This is a genomic window from Saccharibacillus sacchari (assembly GCF_037722395.1).
Lineage (GTDB): Bacteria > Bacillota > Bacilli > Paenibacillales > Paenibacillaceae > Saccharibacillus > Saccharibacillus sacchari_A.
The window spans coordinates 179051-201507 of record NZ_JBBKAR010000033.1 but is presented as its reverse complement, the minus strand read 5'-3'; the positions used below and the strand labels follow the sequence as shown (position 1 = coordinate 201507).

17 protein-coding genes are annotated in these 22457 nt (G+C 52.6%); 2 read left to right on the top strand and 15 right to left on the bottom strand.

Features of this window, described 5'->3' with window-relative positions:
• Window positions 1–159: 159 nt before the first annotated feature.
• The 3 genes from WKI47_RS09815 to lepA form a co-directional block, all read right to left on the bottom strand.
• Entirely contained in the window at window positions 160–630 is a 471-nt protein-coding gene (locus tag WKI47_RS09815) for an N-acetyltransferase (RefSeq protein WP_340226960.1), read from the bottom strand.
• Between the two features lie 497 nt (window positions 631–1127).
• Window positions 1128–2327, bottom strand: coding sequence for a radical SAM family heme chaperone HemW (hemW, locus tag WKI47_RS09810; RefSeq protein ID WP_340226959.1), 1200 nt, complete (start codon window positions 2325–2327; stop codon window positions 1128–1130).
• A gap of 935 nt (window positions 2328–3262) precedes the next feature.
• Window positions 3263–5077, bottom strand: coding sequence for a translation elongation factor 4 (gene lepA / locus WKI47_RS09805; protein WP_340226958.1), 1815 nt, complete (start codon window positions 5075–5077; stop codon window positions 3263–3265).
• Window positions 5078–5317: 240 nt separating this feature from the next.
• Here lepA and rpsT point away from each other — a divergent pair, with 240 nt between their 5' ends.
• Window positions 5318–5593 (top strand): 30S ribosomal protein S20, encoded by a 276-nt coding sequence (rpsT, locus tag WKI47_RS09800; RefSeq protein ID WP_037290044.1) that lies wholly within the window; start codon window positions 5318–5320, stop codon window positions 5591–5593.
• Window positions 5594–5747: 154 nt separating this feature from the next.
• Here rpsT and holA read toward each other — a convergent pair whose 3' ends face one another.
• The 8 genes from holA to WKI47_RS09760 form a co-directional block, all read right to left on the bottom strand.
• A complete protein-coding gene (gene holA / locus WKI47_RS09795; RefSeq protein WP_340226957.1) occupies window positions 5748–6767 on the bottom strand; it encodes a DNA polymerase III subunit delta in 1020 nt (339 codons plus the stop codon).
• Window positions 6768–6974: 207 nt separating this feature from the next.
• Window positions 6975–8330: a hypothetical protein gene (locus WKI47_RS09790; protein ID WP_340226956.1), complete on the bottom strand. Its 1356-nt coding sequence runs from the start codon at window positions 8328–8330 to the stop codon at window positions 6975–6977.
• Window positions 8331–8876: an RNA polymerase sigma factor gene (locus WKI47_RS09785; RefSeq protein ID WP_340226955.1), complete on the bottom strand. Its 546-nt coding sequence runs from the start codon at window positions 8874–8876 to the stop codon at window positions 8331–8333.
• Window positions 8877–9170: 294 nt separating this feature from the next.
• Window positions 9171–11876 carry a ComEC/Rec2 family competence protein gene (locus WKI47_RS09780; RefSeq protein ID WP_340226954.1) on the bottom strand — a complete coding sequence of 902 codons (2706 nt, stop codon included), beginning with the start codon at window positions 11874–11876 and terminating at the stop codon, window positions 9171–9173.
• An 11-nt stretch (window positions 11877–11887) separates the two neighbouring features.
• Window positions 11888–12427, bottom strand: a complete 540-nt coding sequence (locus tag WKI47_RS09775; protein ID WP_340226953.1) for a ComEA family DNA-binding protein — start codon at window positions 12425–12427, stop codon at window positions 11888–11890.
• 276 nt (window positions 12428–12703) lie between these two features.
• The gene (locus tag WKI47_RS09770) at window positions 12704–13219 is read right to left on the bottom strand and encodes a dCMP deaminase family protein (RefSeq protein WP_340226952.1); all 516 of its coding nucleotides are present in this window, start codon (window positions 13217–13219) and stop codon (window positions 12704–12706) included.
• Window positions 13220–13354: 135 nt separating this feature from the next.
• On the bottom strand, window positions 13355–15805 hold the full coding sequence (gene leuS / locus WKI47_RS09765; protein ID WP_340226951.1) for a leucine--tRNA ligase: 2451 nt from the start codon (window positions 15803–15805) through the stop codon (window positions 13355–13357).
• Window positions 15806–15905: 100 nt separating this feature from the next.
• Window positions 15906–16079, bottom strand: a complete 174-nt coding sequence (locus tag WKI47_RS09760) for a hypothetical protein (RefSeq protein ID WP_340226950.1) — start codon at window positions 16077–16079, stop codon at window positions 15906–15908.
• A gap of 259 nt (window positions 16080–16338) precedes the next feature.
• On the opposite strand from WKI47_RS09760, the gene WKI47_RS09755 reads away from it, so the two are divergent.
• On the top strand, window positions 16339–17415 hold the full coding sequence (locus WKI47_RS09755) for a HEAT repeat domain-containing protein (RefSeq protein ID WP_340226949.1): 1077 nt from the start codon (window positions 16339–16341) through the stop codon (window positions 17413–17415).
• Between the two features lie 367 nt (window positions 17416–17782).
• On the opposite strand, the gene WKI47_RS09750 is transcribed toward WKI47_RS09755, so the two are convergent.
• The 4 genes from WKI47_RS09750 to WKI47_RS09735 all read right to left on the bottom strand — a co-directional run bounded on the left by WKI47_RS09750 (window position 17783) and on the right by WKI47_RS09735 (window position 22405).
• Entirely contained in the window at window positions 17783–18637 is an 855-nt protein-coding gene (locus WKI47_RS09750) for a methyl-accepting chemotaxis protein (RefSeq protein WP_340226948.1), read from the bottom strand.
• A gap of 233 nt (window positions 18638–18870) precedes the next feature.
• Window positions 18871–20442, bottom strand: a complete 1572-nt coding sequence (locus WKI47_RS09745) for an ABC transporter substrate-binding protein (RefSeq protein WP_340226947.1) — start codon at window positions 20440–20442, stop codon at window positions 18871–18873.
• Between the two features lie 85 nt (window positions 20443–20527).
• Window positions 20528–21427 carry a carbohydrate ABC transporter permease gene (locus WKI47_RS09740; RefSeq protein WP_340227500.1) on the bottom strand — a complete coding sequence of 300 codons (900 nt, stop codon included), beginning with the start codon at window positions 21425–21427 and terminating at the stop codon, window positions 20528–20530.
• Between the two features lie 39 nt (window positions 21428–21466).
• On the bottom strand, window positions 21467–22405 hold the full coding sequence (locus WKI47_RS09735) for an ABC transporter permease (RefSeq protein ID WP_340227499.1): 939 nt from the start codon (window positions 22403–22405) through the stop codon (window positions 21467–21469).
• Between the last annotated feature and the right edge of the window lie 52 nt (window positions 22406–22457).

Here is a 22457-nt window from a genome sequence, read left to right as displayed (position 1 = left end):
CTCCTGTCGGATCGATAAGAGCCAATCGGAACATTCTTCCGTTAGCACTCTGTCCGAATGAGTGCTAAACTCTATTACAAAAATACCAAACCGGACTCAACGTTGTCAAGTTCGGTTTGGCAGGATACGAAACGTTTTTCGATTTGAAATTGCAGGACTTTAACCGATGACTTTCAGTACGGCGATTTCGTCGCAACGGTCGCGCTTGGCGCAATGAATACAGTCGGTCCATACCTTTTCCGGAAAAACATCCATCGGCACCACGGTAAACCCGTTTTTCACGAAAAAAGAGACTTCGTACGTCAAAGCGATGATCTTCGGAATTCCCTGCTCTATCGCAAGTTCGATCAGACGATCCACCAGTTTCGATCCGACGCCTTTTCCTTTATTTCCATCCATAATCCCCAGCGAGCGAATCTCGACAAGATCCGGGCCGAGTAGGCAAAGCGAACCGCAGCCGATCACCTTACCGTCTTCTTCCGCCACAACGAAATTGTCGATCTGGCGTCGCAGCACTTCTCTGGAGCGCGGAAGCATGATTCCTTTTCGCGCATATTCTTCGATCATAAGATACAGCGGTTCAACATCTTGCAGATTCGCTTGTCTGCATACAACGGTAACGGCGGGCATCGGCCGTTCACCTCCTTGTTTATTATGTAGGACGTGTACGCAAACTCAACGCAGTGCATCTTTTACCGTCTTTTCGCCCTCCGCTGCGTCACCTTTTCTCGACGTGCCCCGGCACATCTTCGAAAAGCTTCCTTGCTGAGAACAAAAATCCGGAAAAATCTGCTTCCTTCGGAGTTTGCGCACACGCCCTAACGCATGCGCGTCAGGTCCGATTGTTTTCGATTGGATAAATATACATCAATACGCATAGTTTTTCAATACTTTTGCACAACGAAAATATAAAATTTTTAAAGTCCGGTTTTCTTGCTTTATTCGGCTTTCTTTACCCGATTCAGTGTATTTGTAACAGCAGGAGAGCGACGTCAGCGCCTTTTTTTCTTCGCGTTCTTTCTCTAAGTTATCGGTAAAAATAGTTTTATTTATGCGCAAAAAAGCGAAAAACCGCCGGGAATCTCCCGACGGTCCTCGCTTTATTTTCGACAGTCAAATTTTCTTCGTCACGCTTCGATCGTCAGATACCCGATAAACTCGCCGAAAACGTCGTTGCCGAACAAAATGCCTTTTTCGCTCAACCGATACCCTTCGAGATCCTCCCGACGTTCAATCAAGCCCAAGTCCATCATCTTTTTCAACGGAGCGGCAAAAATTTCTTCTACCGGTACGCCGAACTGTTTGCGGAAGCGCTCGCTTTCCATCCCGTCCAGCATGCGCAGCCCGACCATCATGAAGTCTTCCATCGCTTCCTCGCGCGGCACTTCGAACTGGTCGAGTCTCGGCAGTCCTTTGGACGCGGCTTCGTTGTACGGATTCACGCCTTTGATATTGATATGGCGTTTGCGTCCCACGTATCCGTGCGCACCCGCGCCGAAGCCGTAATAGTCCTCGTTTTTCCAATACGTGATATTATGCTGGCTTTCTTTGCCCGGCTTGGCGAAGTTGCTGATCTCGTACTGCTTGTACCCCGCTTCGCGCATCCGGTCCATCAGCAGCTTGTACATCGCCAATTCGTCGTCTTCGTTCGGAAGCGGCAGCTTGTTTTTGTTGAAAAGGGCATGGAACAGCGTGTTTTCTTCGACCTTGAGGCTATAAATGGAGTAATGCGGCAAATCCAGCTCCAGCGCGCGCGTGATCGTCTCGTCCAGCATCGCCACCGTCTGGTTCGGCAGCCCGAACATCAAGTCGATCGACAAATTATGCAGACCCGTCTTGTGCGCGTTTTCCAGCGAGCGATATACGTCGTCCGTATTGTGGATACGCCCGATCTCGCCGAGCAGTTTGTTTTGGAACGCCTGCACGCCGAAGCTGACCCGGTTGACGCCGCCGTCTTTCATCACTTTCATCTTGTCGAGATCGGTCGTGCCCGGATTGGCTTCCATCGAAAACTCGATATCGTCGGACCAGTTGGGAAAATGTTTGCGTACGGACGCCAGGAAAAAGGCCATTTCGTCCGGCTTCAGTACGGTAGGCGTTCCTCCGCCGACAAAAATGGTTTTGATCACGCCCGGCGGAGTAATCGCGACGGTCTGCTCCATTTCCAGATCCAGCGCGCGCAAATAATCCATCACCGGCTGGTCTTTGAGCACATACGAGTTGAAGTCGCAGTAAAAGCATTTGTTGGTGCAAAACGGAATATGAATATAGACGGCTTCCGGCGCGGAAGTCACGTTGATTTCGCTGGTGTTGGTGTTATTCGTCATGATTTTGAATCCTCCTGTATGGGTGAAGCATCAGGGGTAGGCGGTTGGGAGGCGCTGCGGGAGGAGTGGGATTTCGATTGCCGCTAAAATCGGATTTTTCATTGGATAAATGACTCAGAGGTGAAAATCCGATTTTAGATGCAAGCGCTCCGCTTCTCCATCTCACCTCCTCCCTCCGCTAATCCCGACGCATAGAGGGTAATTAGTAAAAAAGATGTCTGGCTACGCGGCGACAAAGGCCATAAAAATCTTAACGCTATTTGATTATTAAACGATTGAGCTGAGCTTTTGAACGGCTTCTTTTGAGCTACAATCTCTTTTGAAGATAAATCTCGTTTTAAAACCACTATTATTCCGTAAAAACCTTGCCTTCAAACCGCTTTTTATATCGTTCACTCTTACGCAAAATGTCCCCAATCTTCAAAAAGGAAAGCCGGGATTCGGCTTTCCTTTTTAATAACGACGTGAACCTCATGATTTCTTAACAAAAAAATTCTGTATAAAAACGATCTTCAATGCACACAAAAGCACTTTCAAGCACTCTATCTCAATCCAGGCAAGAAACAAGCCACGGGAACAGGCCCACCAAGGCCGCATTCCCCACCCCTATCCACTAATCAAAAGCTGGATAGGAACGGGGCTTGGAACGGATGCGGGCGTGCGAGTGCGGGAGGGAGAAGGGAACGAAGCGAGGGCGCATTTGGAAATCGGGGATCTCCTTGAATCTGCTACGAAGCCAATCCCCGATTCCAACGGCGACCGAGTACTCTGTACCCGACGAAGGTAAAGTTACGCTCGTCCGAAACGCACTAGACCCGTGTGCGTTTCGGCCAAACATAAGCCTACTATTTGAAGGTGTACAGAGTATTAGCTCGTTCCCTTCTCCCGGCCCCCAAACCGCACATCCCCCGCATACGATCCAAGCAACCCCACCGCTACTCGTCCAGCTTCAGCACCGCCATGAACGCTTCCTGAGGCACTTCCACGTTGCCGACCTGCTTCATCCGCTTTTTACCTTCTTTTTGTTTCTCCAACAGTTTGCGTTTACGCGAGATATCGCCGCCGTAACACTTGGCCAAGACGTTTTTACGCATCGCCTTAACGGTCTCGCGCGCGACGACTTTCGTGCCTACGGATGCCTGGATCGGCACTTCGAACATCTGGCGCGGGATCAGCTCGCGAAGCTTCGCGCAGATAACGCGGCCGCGTTGGTACGAACGGTCTCTATGCACGATAAAGGACAGCGCATCGACCTGTTCGCCGTTGAGCAGGATATCCATTTTGACCAGGTTCGATTTGCGGTAGCCCGAAATCTCGTAGTCGAACGAAGCGTAGCCTTTCGTGCCGGACTTGAGTTGGTCGAAAAAGTCGTAGACGATTTCGGACAGCGGAATCTGATACGTCAGCGTAACGCGGGTCGTATCCAGGTACTCCATATTGACGAATTCGCCGCGCTTGTTCTGACACAGCTCCATAACCGTTCCGACAAAGTCGTTCGGTACGATAACCGCGGCTTTGACGTAAGGCTCTTCGACGTAGTCGATGCGGCCGACTTCCGGATAATGCGACGGGTTGTCGATCTGCATGACCGAACCGTCGCTCAGTCCGATCTTGTAAATAACGCTCGGAGCCGTCGTGATCAGGTCAATCCCGAACTCGCGCTCGATGCGTTCTTGAATCACGTCCATATGCAGCAATCCGAGGAATCCGCAACGGAAACCGAAGCCCAGCGCGCTGGACGTTTCCGGTTCGAACGTCAGGGAAGCGTCGTTCAATTGCAATTTTTCCAAAGCTTCGCGCAGGTCGTTGTAATCCGAAGATTCGATCGGATACAGACCGCAGAACACCATCGGGTTGATTTTGCGGTAACCCGGCATCGGTTCGAGCGTCGGGTTTTTCGCGTCCGTGATCGTATCGCCGACGCGCGTGTCGCCGACGTTTTTGATACCCGCCACGACGAAACCTACATCGCCGACGTTCAATTCGTCCACGATGGTCATGCGCGGCATGAACGCTCCGACTTCGATGACTTCAAACGTCGTGTCCGCCGCCATCATCTTGATCTTGGAGCCGGCTTTGATCTTGCCGTCCAATACCCGGATATACACGATAACGCCTTTGTACGGATCGTAGTGCGAGTCGAAGATCAGCGCTTTGAGCGGCTGGTCCGGGTCGCCTTCCGGCGCCGGAACTTTCGCTACGACTTGTTCCAGAATTTCTTTGATCCCGATGCCCGCTTTGGCCGAAGCCAACACCGCGTCGCTCGCGTCCAGTCCGATCACGTCTTCCACTTCCTGCTTGACCCGGTCGGGCTCGGCGCTCGGAAGGTCGATCTTGTTGATGACCGGCAAAATCTCCAGATTGTTGTCGAGCGCCAGGTAAACGTTCGCAAGCGTCTGCGCTTCGATCCCTTGAGCCGCGTCGACAACCAGCAACGCGCCTTCGCAGGCCGCAAGGGAACGCGAGACTTCATAGGTAAAGTCGACGTGTCCAGGGGTGTCGATCAGGTTAAGCAGATACTCTTCGCCGTCATCGGCCTTATAGGTTAAACGTACCGCTTGAAGCTTGATGGTGATGCCTCGTTCGCGTTCGAGTTCCATTTGGTCGAGTACCTGTTCTTGCATTTCGCGCGAAGTCAGGGCACCCGTGTATTCAAGGATCCGATCGGCAAGCGTTGATTTGCCGTGGTCGATATGCGCTATAATGGAAAAGTTCCTTATTTTCTTCTGTCTTGCTGCAATGTCAGTCATTCCTTACCTCCGCCTCAATTTGACAAGTCGAATCAATCCATTCATTATAGCAGTTGGTCCTAATCCCAGCAATCCCGCAGAAAGCGAAAGCTGGCGCTTCTCTGTATTTTTTGTTGCCGAATTTACGTTTTTTTAATTGTGGGAATGGTTGCTTTTTTGCCGCTCCCATGCTAAGATACTTTAAGTTGTGAAACTTTCGATGTTCGATGTTTCCTATAAGCTTTACAGGAGGTGAATGCAATGCCTAATATCAAATCCGCTATCAAACGCGTAAAGACGAACGAGAAACGCCGTGCGCTTAACGCTTCGCAAAAATCCGCACTTCGCAGCGCTGTGAAATCCGCTACGACAGCGTTGGAGAGCAACGATGTGGAAGCTGCACAAACTGCAGTTAAGACCGCTTCGCAGAAGCTGGATAAAGCCGTAACTAAAGGCCTGATCCACAAAAACGCGGCAGCGCGCAAAAAATCCCGTCTTGCTAAAAAAGCGAATTCTCTGAAAGCTGAACAAGCTTAAGAAACCGCTATTTTGCGATATAATCGTGGACCCCGAAATCCTTTAGGATATCGGGGTTTTAAATTTTTCCGGAACCTTTTTCAAAAAAGAAAAGGCGGTCCGATCGCCTCCGCCCACAGCCGGAAATCGCCAGACACGCCTTTTCGCCTTCTTCTTAAGCCCCCAGCTTCAGCAAAAACATTTCCAAACCAAACACTTTATCAACCGCTCCCGTTTTGATCTCATGATCCAGCTTGGCAATCGAAGCCAGAATACCGCGAAGTCTCCCCGGTTCGAATCGCTTGGCCTGTTCAGCCGCAATCTTGACCGCATACGGATGCAAGCCGAGTTGGCCCGCCATTTGCTGCTGCGAGTAATTTTGCCCGGACATCTCCTTGACCTGAAGCATGATACGGAATTGGCGCGCAATCAAAGACACGATCTTGATCGGTTCTTCACGCTGCTTCAACAGATCGTAGAAGATGGCCATTGCCTGTTGGAGCTTCAGGTTGGCGATATGCTCAACCAGCACGAACACGCTCTGTTCCGTACCGATCGCGACCAACTTTTCCACATCGGCCGAACCGACAGATCCGCCCGCCCCCGCAAACAAGGACAACTTTTCGATTTCCGCAGACAACGCCCCTAGCGAGGTTCCTGCCCGTTTCAACAATACGTCCACAGTCTCCGAACCGATCGATACCGAGCTTTTGCCAAACTGCTTCGTGACCCATCCCGACAACTCATTCTCGCTCATCGGTGCAAACGAAAGGACAGGTGCCGCTGCTTTGAACGATTTTACGACCTTCTTGCGCTCATCCAGTTTTTCCGCATAAGCCAGAAATACAAGAACGCTATAATCAGCAGGATTACCCAGATACTCCAGCAGCTTTTCCACACGGTGCTCGATCTTGGTGGACTCCTTGCCTGCGATAAAAATAGTACTATCTCTCACCACAATAAGCTTGCGCTCCGCCAAAAACGGAGCCGTTTCCGCTTCCTCGACCACCAGCTCAACCGGAGTCTCCGCGAGGTCGTAGTGTGCCACCGCAAACGCCCGTTGATCTTCCTCGATCAGCTCGCTTTCCAGCGTCGCGACGAATTCCTTCATCCTGTATTTTTCGGTGCCGTAGCACAGATACAGCGGCGATACTTCACCCGCCCGTATTTGCTTGACCGCCGTTTTTAAATCCATAATATCCGTTACCTCTTTCCGCGCTTGCCGGTTCTAAATTCGACTCCGGCGCATTGAATCAGAGCGACTTTCGTTCCTCCGTCACTCTCTTTGTCTTCATTGTACCGAATATCGTCGAAAAAGGCACATAAAAAGACCGACCTGACCGTTCCGTACCCGCTTGGCGGATTTGAGAACGGCGCTCGGCCGGTTCATTTGGCTTACCTTTTATTTTTTACCCTGTTCAAGCGTCACTTCTTCGATCTTCCATGTTCCCTGGGCAGTCGTTCCGTCGGCTTTGATCAGATCGTACGTAAACGTCTTGCCGTCTGCTGACCAAATCCCTCCTGTAACTTCTCCATCCACTTTGTAGCTGTTCAGCTCTTTGGAATGATCCCCCTTGAGCAGCTTCAGCGTGTTTGTCGAGTAGGTAATCACGTAAGTTGAATCTGGCGATACCCATTCCGTTGGCGCAACCGTTAGACTGTAAATCTGGCTATCGATCGCGTCGGAATCGTTATTCGGCGCAGTCGCCGACTCCCGATCCGTTGGGAGTTCGTCTCCTAACGAGAACGTGCTAATCCCTTCGTTCGGCTGACCTTCTTCATCCGCCGCTCCTTCTTCAGCATCGCCTTGAACGGGCGGGCTGGCAGGCGGAGTAGGTTCGACGGTAGGCGCCTTCTGCTCTTGTGGATTGGCGGAAGGCTGACTGCTATCCGATGTACCTGGATTTTTGCGTGCGGTTCCATCCGTATTCGGTGCAGCATTACTTTTAGGCGTAGCCGGCTGTTGACTTGTATCGCCGCTTTTTGCATCATTCGACGAAGTTCCCGAATTAGGTACCGCGGAATTATCGGCTCCGGAATCCGTGGGTTGCGATCCTGTCGCGGGCTCTCCGGTATCGTTCGAAGAATCCGAAGCCGGTTCGTCCGCCTCTGTTCCGTCTTCCAAAGCAGACGGAGTCTTTTCCGGCTCTGTTTGATCTTCATTTTGACGCAGATTATTTTCGTTGGGTTCCAGTTTCGCTTCCGGCTGTACAGATTCGACTTCGGTACTAGGGTCTATTGTCGCGCTTTCTGTCTGTGCTTCGCCCGAAGGGACGAGAGTGTCGTCTGTCGCTCCGGTAACCGCGGCAGATGAACTCACTTCCGCATTGGGCATTTCCTTCGGCTCGTAATTAACCACGAAGATGCCCAGCACTGCGGCCGCGACAGCCGTTCCGCCAACGGCACGCCCCATCGTCGACCGCCAAAAAGCGGCTGCTTTGCGACGCTTCGGCGCTTCCTCTCCAAACATCCGCTTGCTTTCCATTTCGGATAATTTCTCGGGTTGTACATCTGGTGCAGCAATTGCCGCAAGACGGTCGATCTCATCCAATTTGGGCAAAATGGAGTCGACGAGGCTCACCGGTGGTTGAACATCCGGGAGCGACTCTAATTGATCCGACAACCCTTTAAGAAACTCGAAATCTTCCTGTGCCTCCGGAGACTCGCCGAGATGGCGAAACAGCGTATCCGTTTCTTCTTTGGTGAGGTCGTGGTCCAGGTAACGGTTCATATACTCCAACGCTTCTTCGCGTTTCATCTACAGCGCACCTCCTTTCTGATAATCTCCGAGCAATTGTTGAAGCTGTCCCCGGGCTCTGAATAAGTAAGATTTGACCGTGTTCAATGGCAGTTCGAGGGAGTCTGCAATTTCGCTATACGACATATCCTGTACATAACGAAGAATGACTACCGTTCGGTGATGTTCCGGCAGCAAGTTGATCGCCCGGTCAATATCTTCGCGAGTATAAGCCCGCATGACTTCGCCTTCAACGCTCTCTTTGCCTTCGAAGACCATCTCATGCTCTTCGATCGACACCGTAGGTTTGGCTCGTCTGAATTTATCGATACAAATATTGGTTACGATTCGCTGCACCCAGGTCTTGAACTGCGCTTTCTCTTCGTAAGAACCGATTTTCGTGTAAATACGGATCAGCGCTTCCTGGGCTGCATCCATCGCGTCCTGTTCGTTGTTCAGCGTATAATAAGCTGTCTTGTAGACAGCCGGTTCAATCTCTCGCAATAGGGTGATAAGAGCGTCGCGATCGCCCGATTGAGCGGCTCTAATGAGTTCCTGCCCGACCACTAAGGGTCCCCCTCTCTTGCAACCTCTCTGACGAGTCTTCCTCCGAAAAGGTTGCGCCATTTTTCTGTTTTTCTTAAAAATTGTTTCAAATTGATTTGAACGTATTCTTATGTCTGCCAAACCACGGAAAAGCCGCTTTTTCCGGATCGGTGCATATCTCCAACCAGTCTACCAGAAACGGATTTACTCGTCATCTGCGGCTTACTGTCTGGCTGTGTATTCTTATTCCTTTACTATATATCAAACGAAAAGCGCTCTTTTCTCCCACAGCGACAGGAGAAAGGAGCGCTACGATCAATCGGTTAGGTCGGCTATAGATGCTCCGAGTCGGGTGCGCACCCTGATCGGCTTTTGGAGCGGAACTTCAATCTGAATTTCGCCATCCAAATCTGTACGATGCACAACCGAACCGGCCTCCTGCAAACGGCCAACAATATCTTCGTTTGGATGACCGTACGTATTGGTAGCTCCTACAGAAATGATCGATAGTTGCGGCGACCACCGCTGAATCCATTCTTCGGTCGACGAATGCTTACTTCCGTGATGCCCGACCTTCAGAACCTCAACAGCACCCGAATCTCCTCGTTCATCCAGCCTTTTTAAAATCTCTCGTTCGGCACTGGCTCCAAGATCTCCGGTAAAAAGAAAAGAATGTCCGTTCATCATCAAACGAAAAGCAACGGAATATTCATTCTGGTCCTCCAGCTCCGGCAAATTGCCTGCAAAAACACCCGAAGGATTCAAAAATTCCAACGTCGTCTTTGCATCCGGTTTCCAAACATCGCCGTCCTGCGGAGCGTAGATGTCTGCACCAGACTTCATCACCGCAGACAACAACTCATCCAGATCTTCCGTTCCGCTGCGTGTTCCGTTCATGATGAACTGCTCGACCGGAATTTCATCGGCTACAGCAAGCAGTCCTCCATAATGGTCGCGATCGCCGTGAGTCAGAATCACAGCATCCAATCGGTGAACGCCTCTTTTTTTCAAAAGGGGAACCACGACGTCACGCCCTACCTCATACGGATCAAGCCGCCGTCTCCATTCTTCGCCCGGGCGCTCGAACGTAATCGTGCCTCCGCCATCGACAAGCAGAATTTTGCCTGAAGGCGTAGTGATCAGAATCGCATCGCCTTGCCCGACATCCAGCATCTGTACAAGTCCTGTCGGGGCGGATATCGGATGATAAGCCGCCACAAGCAATCCGCTTAGCATACCGATCGATATCAAAATAAGCCACGGCCTCATGCGATGCTGACGAGTATACGGCATTCCGCCATAACGAATAGACGGGGCAAGCATCTCCGTTCCAAGAGGTTGAGTGTCGCTATCGATCCGGCTTATCGTCGAGTAACCCGGCACCATGAGCGAACTTTCCGTATCAGGCGTACCTTCTGCTTGTTTGCTCAAAGATCGTCCTTTTAGATAACTGGCCAGCCAAAAGATTCCGCCGAATAAAGCAGCCAGGTACAACGCGATCCAGATCGGCGACGGCGTTGCCCATAGGGTTCGCGACCATCGGGCCGCTCCGCCACCTTCTGCGCACCAGAACACCAACGCATTCAACAGACGTACCGGATAAGCCGCCCACTCGGCCCCTTGCATCCAGAAAGTTCCCAAGATCAGCGATACGGTCCCTAGCGGAATGGACACCAAGCTAATCAACGGCACAAGGATCAAATTGGCTGCCAAGCCCAGTAACGAATATTGATTGAAGTAATAGATACTGAGCGGAAACGATACGAGGTCTGCAACCAACGATATCGCGGCGCCGCCTGCTACGGCTTTGGGCAAAAAAGATAAAATCTGCTGCATAGGACGTGTAAGAAGAATGATTCCGGCGGTTACTGCAAAAGAAAGCTGGAAACTGATCGAGGTCAAATAATACGGGTCCCACCATAACATCCCTACAGCAGCGAGGCATAAAATATGCAATCCGTCTTTCAGCCAGCCGCGTCTTGCCGCATAAAGTCCGATCATACTCATAATCCCGGCACGGACTGCTGAAGGAGACGAACCTGTCAGCAGCACATAAGGCGGAACGAAACAAAGCGCGACCCATAACGAAGTTTCTTTGGTCACGCCTGACCGACGAAGAATCAATAATACCGCACCTACATACAAGCCCACATGCATACCCGAGATTGCCAGCACATGCGTCATGCCGAGTCGCGCAAAATTCGTATACGTCTCGGGATCAAGACCGTCTTGTAGCCCCAAAAGCAGCCCTTGCATATATCCGGCACCGATCCCGGGATATAACTGCTCCAGTTTATTCGCAAGCCTTGCACGCAAATCGTCATTTCGACGAAGCAGCCGTACTCCGCTTTCCGATGGCGCAGTCAGATTCACACTGGACGCTCCTGCGGCTCGGGCTACCCAATGAATTCGTTTCTCTCGTAAATAGCTGCGGTAATCGAAGGCTCCGAAGTTCCGCGCTTCCGAAGGCGTTTCCAGATCGGCGGTAATCTCAAAGCGGTCTCCACGGCCCCACGAGGCGGCAAGCTTCTGCTCCTCCTCGGCAGCCAGCTTGATGCGCACCACGACTTTTTCAGTCCGTGGCAGTGAAGCAAAAGCAGCCGTGGCAGAAGCATCTTCCTTTTTTTCGGCTCCAGGATCTACAGTTATTTCGCTTCCCTGCTGTACCTGCTCTACATTCATCTCGAACATCGCCAAATCCCCGTCAACTTTAACGGGTCCTGCCATAGTTCCCGCAAGTTGAACACCGGCATAGCCACCTTCGATTGCCGTGCCTAGAACTTCGGGCAAAACAGAGAAGTTGCGAGCATCGCGAAAGGTTCCATAGCTTGCAGCCAAACACAAAGCCAACCCAAACAAAAGCAGCAAATTGCTTGGCAACCGACCAAGAATAGCAACTGCAACAAGCAGCAAAGTTAATCCGCCTAACACCATCGCCATCTGCGCTCCGTCATACAAATGAGCGACTATAGCACCTGCAAGCCAACAAACCGTGAATCCGACAAGGGGTCTACGCTTCATGGATACGCCTTTTACAAAGCCAGATCCGGCAGCATTTTTTCCAACATTTTGGCGCCGATCCCTTTGACCTTCACAATATCCGTCACATTCTGAAAAGGCCCGTTCTGCGTGCGATAATCCAGAATAGCCTGGGCTTTCTTTTCGCCTATGCCGGGCAATTCCATCAGCATGTTGGCATCTGCGGAATTGATATGGATTTTGCCGTCACTGATTGGAACCGGAATCGTAGAAGCGGCCGGTTGAACCGGGGTTGTATCCTGCATCCCGGTTGCCGCAACGGAAGTTGCGACGGTAGGCTGCGAGACAAGCGGTTCGGTTGCCGCTGGGACATTCGCTTCCTTGTCTGACGATTCTTGCGTAGCCACCTGATTACCTTCACCGGTTTCAGCCGTCGCCTCAAGCGTTCCTTCCTGCACGGCTAAAGCCGTCTCAAGTTGCTCATTCAAAGGCTTCCAAGGGACACCTTCCGCATCGTTGCCTCCCGACAAAAACAGAACCCCCGCACCAAGCACGACAGATAGGCAAGCTGCCCACAATAATTCCTTTTTCATTTTTTCGCCTCCCGAATGACATTCCTGCTTATTCAGCCAACGACCGCACATCCAAAAACCAAAAAACCTCCCGTCCCCGGCTATGATCGCCGGGGACGGGAGGTTATGCTTCCCGCATGTGAATCCCCAGTTAACGGCTATGCGTGCTTCGCTTGCCGTTCCCTTTCATCCGATAACGGAGATGAACCGATGAATACTTTTATTATAGAAAGCCGGCAAGCATAAAGTCAACATCCGCTTTGCGGCTCCCCTTTCCGATCAAAAAGGACGGTTCCTTTACGAAACCGGCTCGGCAGCGGGAGTCGGCGGCCGGTAATGTTCAATGCCGCGGAATACGATTCCTTTCTGCTGCATCATCATCCGTACCTTGCCGCTGTCTTTCGGATAAGCGCGGCAGAAAACGACTTCCGTAATGCCGCTGTTTGCCAGCATGTTGGCGCAGGTCCAGCACGGTTCATCGGTCACATACACCGTCGAGCCTTCGCGGTCGGCGCGATCCGTGAACAGCAGCAGATTCTGCTCCGCATGAATGGTGCGTACGCAGCGCTGCTTTTTAACTACTTTTTCCTCACCGCCGTCTTTAACCAGCTCATACTCCTCCGCGATCATGCAGCCGTCTTCCGAGCAGTCCGGCACACCCATCGGCGCGCCGTTGTAGGCGGTACCGAGCAATTTTTTACCTTGTACCAACACAGCGCCAACCTGACGTCTCGGACATTGCGAACGCGTCGAAACCATAAAGGCGATGTCCATAAAATAGGTATCCCAATCCTTGCGCGGATGGCTTCCCATACTGTTCTTCCACTCCCTTTTCAGCGATCTGCCGGAACGCCAAACCGGGAGTCAAGGCGAAGTTCGCCCCGCCTCCCGGTTTCTGCCAGATGTTCCGCAAAACAAGCTACGGATAGCTTGTCTGATTTAAAGGTATTAATTAGCGACGATGTTGACCAATTTGCCCGGCACGGCAATCACTTTGCGGATCGTTTTGCCCGCCAGCGCGTTCTGTACGTTTTCCAGACTCATCGCGTGATCTTCCAGCGCTTTCGCATCCCAATCTTTCTGGACGTTAGCACGCTGTACGATCTTGCCGTTCACTTGAATGACGATCTCGACTTCGGATTCCGTCGTCCAGACTTCGTCGAATTGCGGCCATGCGGCATACGTCAGGCTGTCCGTACGTCCGATCTTCTCCCACAGCTCTTCGGCGATATGCGGCGCGAGCGGCGACAGCAGTTGAATAAAGTCCTGCATCGCTTGAAGCGGCAGTTGCTCCTGCTTGTACGCGTCGTTCGTGAAGATCATCAATTGGCTGATTGCCGTGTTGAAGCGCAGAGCTTCCATGTCTTCGGTCACTTTTTTGATCGTTTTATGCCAGGTGCGTTTGAACTCGTCCGTACCTGCGGTATCCGAGATTTTCGCGCTCAGGGCGCCGTTGTCGTCCACGAACATCCGGTACACGCGGGACAGGAAACGGTGCGAGCCTTCCACGCCGTTCGTGTTCCAAGGCTTGGTCGCTTCCAAAGGTCCCATGAACATTTCGTAAATCCGCAGCGTATCCGCGCCGAACTCGTTCACGATCTCGTCCGGGTTGATAACGTTGCCGCGCGATTTGCTCATTTTCTCGTTGTTCGGGCCGAGGATCATGCCCTGGTTAACGAGTTTTTGGAACGGTTCTTTCGTGTTGACTACGCCGATATCGAACAGCACTTTGTGCCAGAAGCGCGCGTACAGCAAGTGAAGCACGGCATGTTCCGCTCCGCCGATATACAGGTCGACCGGCATCCAGTAATCCGATTTTTCTTTGCTGCACAGCTCTTGGTCGTTATTCGGATCAAGGTAGCGCAGGTAGTACCAACAGCTGCCCGCCCATTGCGGCATCGTATTGGTTTCGCGGCGTGCCTTCATACCCGTTTCCGGATCGACGATATTCACCCAATCCGTTGCGTTCGCCAAAGGCGATTCGCCTGTACCGGATGGCTTGATCTCGTCCATCTCCGGCAACAGCAGCGGCAGGCTGTCTTCCGGCACGGCTTTCATGCTTCCGTCTTCCAGATGGATGATCGGAATCGGCTCGCCCCAGTAGCGCTGACGGCTGAACAACCAGTCGCGCAAACGGTAGGTCGTTTTGCCTTCGCCTTTTCCGCCTTCTTCCAGCCATTGAATCATGCGCGCGATACCGTCTTCTTTGTTCAGACCGTCCAGGAAGCCGGAATTGACGTGCTCGCCTTCGCCCGTGTACGCTTCTTTTTCGACATCTCCGCCTTTAACGACTTCGATGACCGGAATGCCGAACTTTTTCGCAAATTCCCAGTCGCGCGTGTCATGTCCCGGAACCGCCATGATCGCGCCCGTGCCGTAAGCGGCCAGGACGTAATCGGCGATCCAGATCGGCAGTTTCGCTCCGTTGACCGGATTAACCGCATAAGCGCCCGTGAACACGCCGCTCTTGTCCTTGTTCAGGTCGGTACGTTCCAGATCGCTTTTATGCGACGCTTTTTCCTGATAAGCTTTGACGGCGTCTTTCTCGTGCTCCGTCGTGATCTTCTCCACCAACGGATGCTCCGGCGCCAGTACGCAATAAGTCGCTCCGTACAGTGTGTCCGGGCGAGTCGTGAATACCGCGATATGCTCGTCCGTGCCTTCCACCTGGAACGTTACTTCCGCGCCCTGCGATTTGCCGATCCAGTTGCGCTGCATGTCTTTCAGACTTTCCGGCCAGTCCAGCTCTTCCAGATCTTCCAGTAAGCGGTCGGCGTAAGCGGTAATTCTCAGCATCCATTGGCGCATCGGTTTGCGGATGACCGGATGGCCGCCGCGCTCGCTTTTGCCGTCGATGACTTCTTCGTTCGCCAGCACGGTTCCGAGCGCCGGACACCAGTTAACCGGAATTTCCGCCACGTAAGCCAGATCGCGCTTGTACAGTTGCAGGAAAATCCATTGCGTCCATTTAAAATATTCCGGGTCAGTCGTACTGATCTCGCGATCCCAATCGTACGAGAAACCAAGCGACTTGATCTGACGGCGGAACGTATTGATATTTTTCAGCGTAAACTCGCGCGGGTGGCCGCCGTTGTCGATCGCGTATTGTTCCGCAGGCAGGCCGAACGCGTCCCAACCCATCGGGTGCATAACGTTGAAGCCTTGCATCCGCTTGTAGCGGGAAACGATATCCGTCGCCGTATAGCCTTCCGGGTGACCGACGTGCAGTCCTGCGCCGGACGGATACGGGAACATGTCCATCGCGTAAAACTTCGGTTTGCTTTTGTCCGTATCGTCGGTCTTGAATGTTTTTTCCTCGTCCCATTTTTGCTGCCATTTCGGTTCGATCGTCTGCGCGCGGTAACCGCTTGCGGTCGCCTGCTCGTTTTTTTCGCTCATCGTCATCTGTCCCTTCGCTTCTAAAATCAAAAAGCCCCCCGCCCACCGGCGTCGTAAACGCCAGGGACGAGAGGCATTGCTTCCCGTGGTACCACCCTGATTAGCGGACAAGCCGCTCACTCAATGATCCGATAGCGGGGATAAGCCGATGCGGCCGGACGTCTTTTTCCGTAAAAGCGGATGTACCGCCGTCTGCCTGCATATCTCCGAGGCGAGTTCGCACAGGGTCCGCTGCCGACTTCCACCACCCGCCGGCTCTCTTGGAAACGCCCACCTGCCTACTGCTCCTCATCATCGACGAGTCTTGCTTCTATTCTTCTTCGCAATGCCCCTATTATATAGAAAACAAAAGCGGAAAGTCAATGACTTGCGTGCGAATTACTCCGCGCCTTCCGCCCTCAAGCTATGGTATACTGATAGGCGCTCCCGGACGCGGCGGCGAAGATCGGACACGCGATCGCGCCGCGCCGACAGCCGAAAGCGGGCTTCGTCTTTTTGCTGCGAAGCTTTTTATTACAAGGAGGAATACCGTTATGTTCAATCCCGATCAAGTCAAACCGTTTATCACGCATGCCGATCCTTTGGTGAGCAACGCGGCGATCCGGTTTTTGGCCGAAACGTATAAATACCCGCAGGATATCTCAGCGCTGGTGTTGGAAAAGCTGGTGTCCGCGCCGCGCAAAGAAGACGTCTATCTGCACCGCGCAGCCGCTTTTCCGCAAACCAAAATCACCGTGCAAGCCATGCTTCATCTGCTGAACGCGCGCATGGTGACAGGAAACGCGCGCATCTTCCTGTCCCGTATGCTGCTCGGCAGCAATCCCGATCTGCTCAAGCCGGTGCTGGAACAGATCAAGTCGCTGGACGAAGACTGGCATGAGGAAGCGGCGGAACGTGTACGCATCTCCGATCTAAGCGACGCGGACGTCCGCAACCTTTTTAATGAAGAAACGCAAAAAAACAGCGGGCTGGATTACGGCGATATCGACTACGATAAGCTTGATCTACTGCTCTCCGAGCTGATCGAACGCGAAATGCTGCAACCCCGCGAGACGATGGACGAACTTCAGGAGCAGTACACGCTGGATCCGGAGTCGATTCGCAGCGTGTACATGATCCAGGCTGCGGGCAAACTCAAAATCTCCTATGCTCTCCCTCTGTTCTACGACGCGCTTAAGTCCGATAACGATCTGGTCGCCGAACAAGCTGCCGATGCGCTCGTTCGCGTAGGCAGCGAAGAGGTGATCGAGAAGCTGGTGCAGATGTATAATGAAGAAAAAGACGGCTTTCTGCTGCTGAGTCTTGTTGACATTATCTCCCGCATCTTGCTGCCTTCGGCCGAAGAAGCATTGATCGCATTGCTGGAAAAAGAAGACCACTTCACCCGGATCGCCAAACTCGCCGACGGCCTGTGCCGACTCGGTTCCGAACAGGCTGTACCGGTCGTGCAAGAGCTGGTTAAGATCGGCTATGACAAAGATTACGTGGAGTTAAAAGAGTCCATCTACGCCTGCTGCGTCATGCTGGGCCGCGTATTGCCGGAGCTGGACGAATGGCGCCGGGAAATCGCGAAAGAAGACGAGGAACGGGCGGGCAAACTGCGAGGTTGAAACTTTTGAGCAAACGCGAAATAAGTGCATATGTGCAATTATTTTGCGTTTATTTTATCCGAATCCGAAAATAAGTGCTCAGATGCAATTATTTTAAGAAAAACGGTTCTATCCGGCTTAAAAAATAAAAATTAATTGCATTTGAGCATCTATTTGCGAAAAAAGACGATATTCAAAGAAAATAAGTGCATATTGGTACTTATTATTGATAAGCCGCTCCTTGAAAGGGAGCGGCTTTTTCCACGGAAAAATCGCGACCCGAAAAGACTCCGACAACGGCGAATCGCCGTGAAAATTCGTCTTCATGATCGGCGATCCTTGTTCTCGCTTCGCTTTCTAACAGCTTTCCAATAGCTTTCCTACAGCTTTACAGCAGCTTCGCGATTTCTTTGATACCTGTCGCCGATTCGGCCAACTGCTCCATCGAAGCCGCGATCTGCTGCGTGGCGGCGGCTTGCTGTTCGCTTTGCTCCGAGCAGCGGACTAGCGTCTCGTCCAGTTTGCCGATCCGGGTGCGGATCGTTTTGAGAATATTTTCGATCTCGCGCGTGGAAGACGCGCTCGATTCGGCCATTTTGCGGATTTCGGCGGCGACGACGCCGAAGCCGCGCCCGTGCTCGCCGGCGTGCGCGGCTTCGATCGAGGCGTTGATGCCGAGCAGCGTCGAGTTTTCGGACACTTCGCGGATAAACGACAAGATCTCGTCCGTTTTGCGCAGCTCGGCCACGACGCCGCGCCCGATTTCTTGCAGTTCGGCGATCTCGGCGGCCAGTTCGGTCGCGGTTCCGGCGATCTCGTCCGTCGCGGCGCGCACTTCGCCCGAGCTGACGGCCAGATGCTCCGCCGCGCCGTCCAGCACCTGCTGGTTGCGCAAGCTGATGCCGAGCGTCATCACGCCGGCCGGGGTACGGCTTCCGTCTTCAGACGGTATCGGTTTGGATACCGATTTGAATGCCGTGCCGTATACGCCCGCGTCCAGATTGGCGCTGACGATCCGCTGTTCGTCCAGAGCTTTGCGTATGCCGCTTTGCGGCGGAATCGCGGCTCCCGGTTTGATCGGGATATCGACTTCCTGACCCGGCAGATAAGCGCGAAACTGTTCCCGGTCGGTCAAAGCGAACATGACGTCGATCGGAAATAAATCCTGCACGATCGGCAACACAAGTTCGAACGCTTCGGTCAACCGCTCGATCCCGTCTTTTTTCTGTAGTTCGTCGTTCATTGGTTTTCCCCCTTTTCGAAGCAAGTCCGTAAGTATCGGCAACGCGTTTTCCGCCGCGTTGCCGATGACTTGCGGACTTGCCCTCGTCACAGCGAGTATACCATTAATGCCTCATTTTCGTATGCGCGCTTTGTTGCGGTAATCCCAGGAAATTTTGCTCAATGCTTTTGCCTGTTTCATCCATACGAAAAAGCCCTCGAACTCCGGTCGGGAATCCGAGGGCTTTTGCGAACTTACTGCTGCGCTTCCATTTTCGCTTTGTACGCGTCCAATTGCTTTTGCAACTCGGCTTTGACTTTGTCGTAACCGGCTGTTTTCAGTTTGGCGCGGAATTCTTCAACGGCTTGTACCGGATCGCTGACTTTGCCGAAGTTGATCGCCGGACCCAGTTCGCCCGCTACTTGCGAGATCGCGGTCAGCTCACTTTCAACCGGTGTTTTGTCGAATACGAATTGGCCGTAAGGGTAAGGGATTTTGATCTTGTCGTATTCGGCGTACACGTCGCCGATCTTATCCCAGACCGTATCGCTCGGAATCTCGAATTTGTCCATCCGTCCGCCCCAGAAGTCGGAGTAGAATTGGTCGCGCGTTTGGTCATAACCTTCCGGCAGCGTGCGTTTGCCGTCTTTGAGATCGTATTGCACGCCTTCGATGCCGTAGTTAATCAGGTGGTAAATTTCTTCGTTGTTGCGGATCAGGTCGTACGCCATCAGCGCGCGTTCCGGATTTTTGCTGTGCGCGCCCAGCGACGTGCCGCCGTGCGTGATCGACAGTTCCATCAGGTTTTTGCCGCCTGTCGTGTTGAAAGCGAACATTTGCAGATCGGAACCCGGTTGCGCTTTGTCCATTTCGACGCGAAGCGTGGAGAACGTTTGCGTATGGTGCTGGTCAAGACCGGACAATCCGGCTTTGAGCGCGACGCGGTTGTCGTTTTTGTTGTTCAGGGCATCTTCGCGCCAGAACCCTTTGTCCGCCCATTCTTTCATCAATTTCGCGTAATCCACCATCGTGTCGCTGAAGACCGGTTCGGCGACAGTGTATTTCTCGTCGTTCGATACGGCCGTGAATACCGGCATGTAGCCTGTCGAGATCGGCAACTCCAAGTTGTCGGTATACGATTGCACGTATCCGCCCCAAGTTTGCGCGCCGGAAGCCATATCCCACGGAATCACGTCCGGTTTGTTGTCTTTGATATATTGCAGATAATCGCCGATTTGTTCCCAATTAGTGATTGGCTCGGTAATGCCTGCTTCTTTGGCCCAGTCGCCGCGATAGAAGAAGCCGTGGTTGACCCATTGCGTGTAATCGTTTTCAGGAATCAGAACGATTTTGTCGTTGTATTTGCTTTCGTTCCAGTCTTCTTCCGGAATCGACTTCCATGTTTCAGGCGCATACGTCGGCAGCAGATCGTCCAAATTCGTGAACGCTCCGCGCTGCGCGTTGGCCCATGTATCCAGCCAGTCGGTGCCGATCGTGATCAGGTCGACCGGTTCGCCGGAAGCGAGCAGCAGATTGTATTTCGTTTGCCAATCCGCCCACTCCACCCATTTCCATTCCAATTCGGCGTTGATTTTTTCTTTCATGATCGCGTTGACTTTGGCCATTACCGCTTCGAATTGGCCGTTTTGCGGTTTGTCGCCGAGCACGACATAACTGATCTTGACGAACTTCGACGTATCTACGCTGCCGTCCGAATTCGTTCCGGTCGAAGCGGTCGATCCGTCACCTCCGCCTCCGCAGGCCGACAATACCACCAGCATTGTCGCCATCAATAAAGCCATGGTCTTTTTTTTCCATCTGAACATCTGTATACCCCCTTCGAACGATTTGGTGGATGCCAAAATCTTCAAACTGGCTTACGGCGCAGAAACTCTATAGAACGGGGAGCAATCAGCCTTTGACTGCGCCTACCGTAATGCCTTTGATGAAGTAACGCTGAACGAACGGATAGAACAGGATGACCGGACCGGTTGCAATGACGGCGATCGCCATCTTCATCGTCTCGATCGGCACATCGCTGAGCGGCACGTTGGATGCGGCTGCGGAATTTCGGATCGCGTCCGCTTTGGTGACCACGTTGTACAGATACAACTGGAGCGGCCTGAACTGCATGTCCGACGACAGGAACAGCATCGAGTTGTACCATTCGTTCCAGTAGCCGAGTGCGATAAACAATCCGATCGTCGCCAGCGCCGGCGTCGTCATCGGCAGAATCAGTTTGACGAAGATGGTGAAGTCTCCGGCTCCGTCGATCTTGGCCGATTCGGTGATCGCGTGCGGGATGGAACGAACGAAGCTTTTCATCATGATGATCAGGAACGGACTAAGCAGACCCGGCAGCAGCACCGCAAGATAGTTGTCTTTCAGATGCAGGTACTGGGTAATCAGCAGGTAGAACGGTACCAATCCCCCGGAGAACAACGTCGTGAAGTAAATGAAGAACGAAATCTTGTTGCGGAAAAGGAAATCGGGACGCTGAAGCGCGTAACCGGTCATGGCGACGATCAACAAACCAATCGCCGTGCCGACAACCGTGATGCCGATCGTAACCGCGTAAGAACCGAGAATCTGCGTCGGATTTTCAAGAACGATCCGGTAAGCGAACGTGCTGAACTCTTTCGGCCAGAAGTTGAATCCGCTTTGCTTGACGGATGCTTCCGACGTGAAGGAGGTACCCAGCACGAGCAGGAACGGCAGCAAGCAGCATAGCGCGAATGCGCCGATAAATACGTAACTGAATCCGCGAATGAACAGACTGCTTCGGTCCGTCGCGCGACGTTCGGTTTGCATTTTTTCATCCATAACGCCCATTGTTTAGCCCTCCTTCTGTTAAAAGAGTGAATTTTCCGGCGACAGCTTGCGCACCAGCCAGTTGGCGGTCAGCACGATCGCGAAGCCGAACAACGACTGGTACAGGCTGACCGCGCTGCCCAGCGAGAAATTGAAGTTGGTCATCAGCGAGCGGAATACGTAAGTCTCGATGATGTCGGTAGTGGCGTACAATGCGGTATTGTTGGCGCCAACCAGGTTGTAGATCAGACCGAAGTTGCCTTTGAGCACGCCTCCGAGCGAGAACAGCAGCAGGATGATGAACGTCGGTTTCAGCCAAGGAAGCACGATGTAGCGGATACGCTGGAACGCGTTCGCCCCGTCGATCTCGGCCGCTTCCACCACTTCGTTGTCGAGACCCATGATGGCGGCGAAGTAGATGATCGAACCGTAACCGGTCGCTTGCCAAAGGTAGGTCAACACGATGATGAACGGCCAGGCGTTAGGCGTCGAATAGACTTTGACCGGTTCCATGCCGAGCGATTGCAAGATGCCGTTCAGCAAACCGTAATCGTAGCTCAGGATGTTGTACGCGATCAGGCCGATCAGAACGGCGGAGATAAAGTGCGGCAGAAACATCAGCGTCTGGGAGACTTTTTTGAACCATTTTCCCCTCAGTTCGTTGAGCAGCACGGCCACGAAGATTTGCAGCACGTTCCCCAGCAGGATAAACGCCAAGTTGTACGCGACGGTGTTGAAGGTAAGCTTCCACAAATCCCCGGTGATGACGAGGAACCGGAAATTTTCGAACCCGACGAACGGGCTGTGGAAGATGCCGTCGGAGTAGTTATACTTGATAAACGCCAGATACAAACCCGGCATCGGCAAGTATGCGAATACGACGAAAAACACGATAGCGGGCAAACACATGATCAACAGCGTGCGATTGTTTTTGAACTTTTTCCACCATGATCCGGTCCGCTTGTCGGCAAGCTCCATGCTCGATTTTTTCTCGGTCAGTACAGACAATACAATCCCCTCCTTCTCTGGT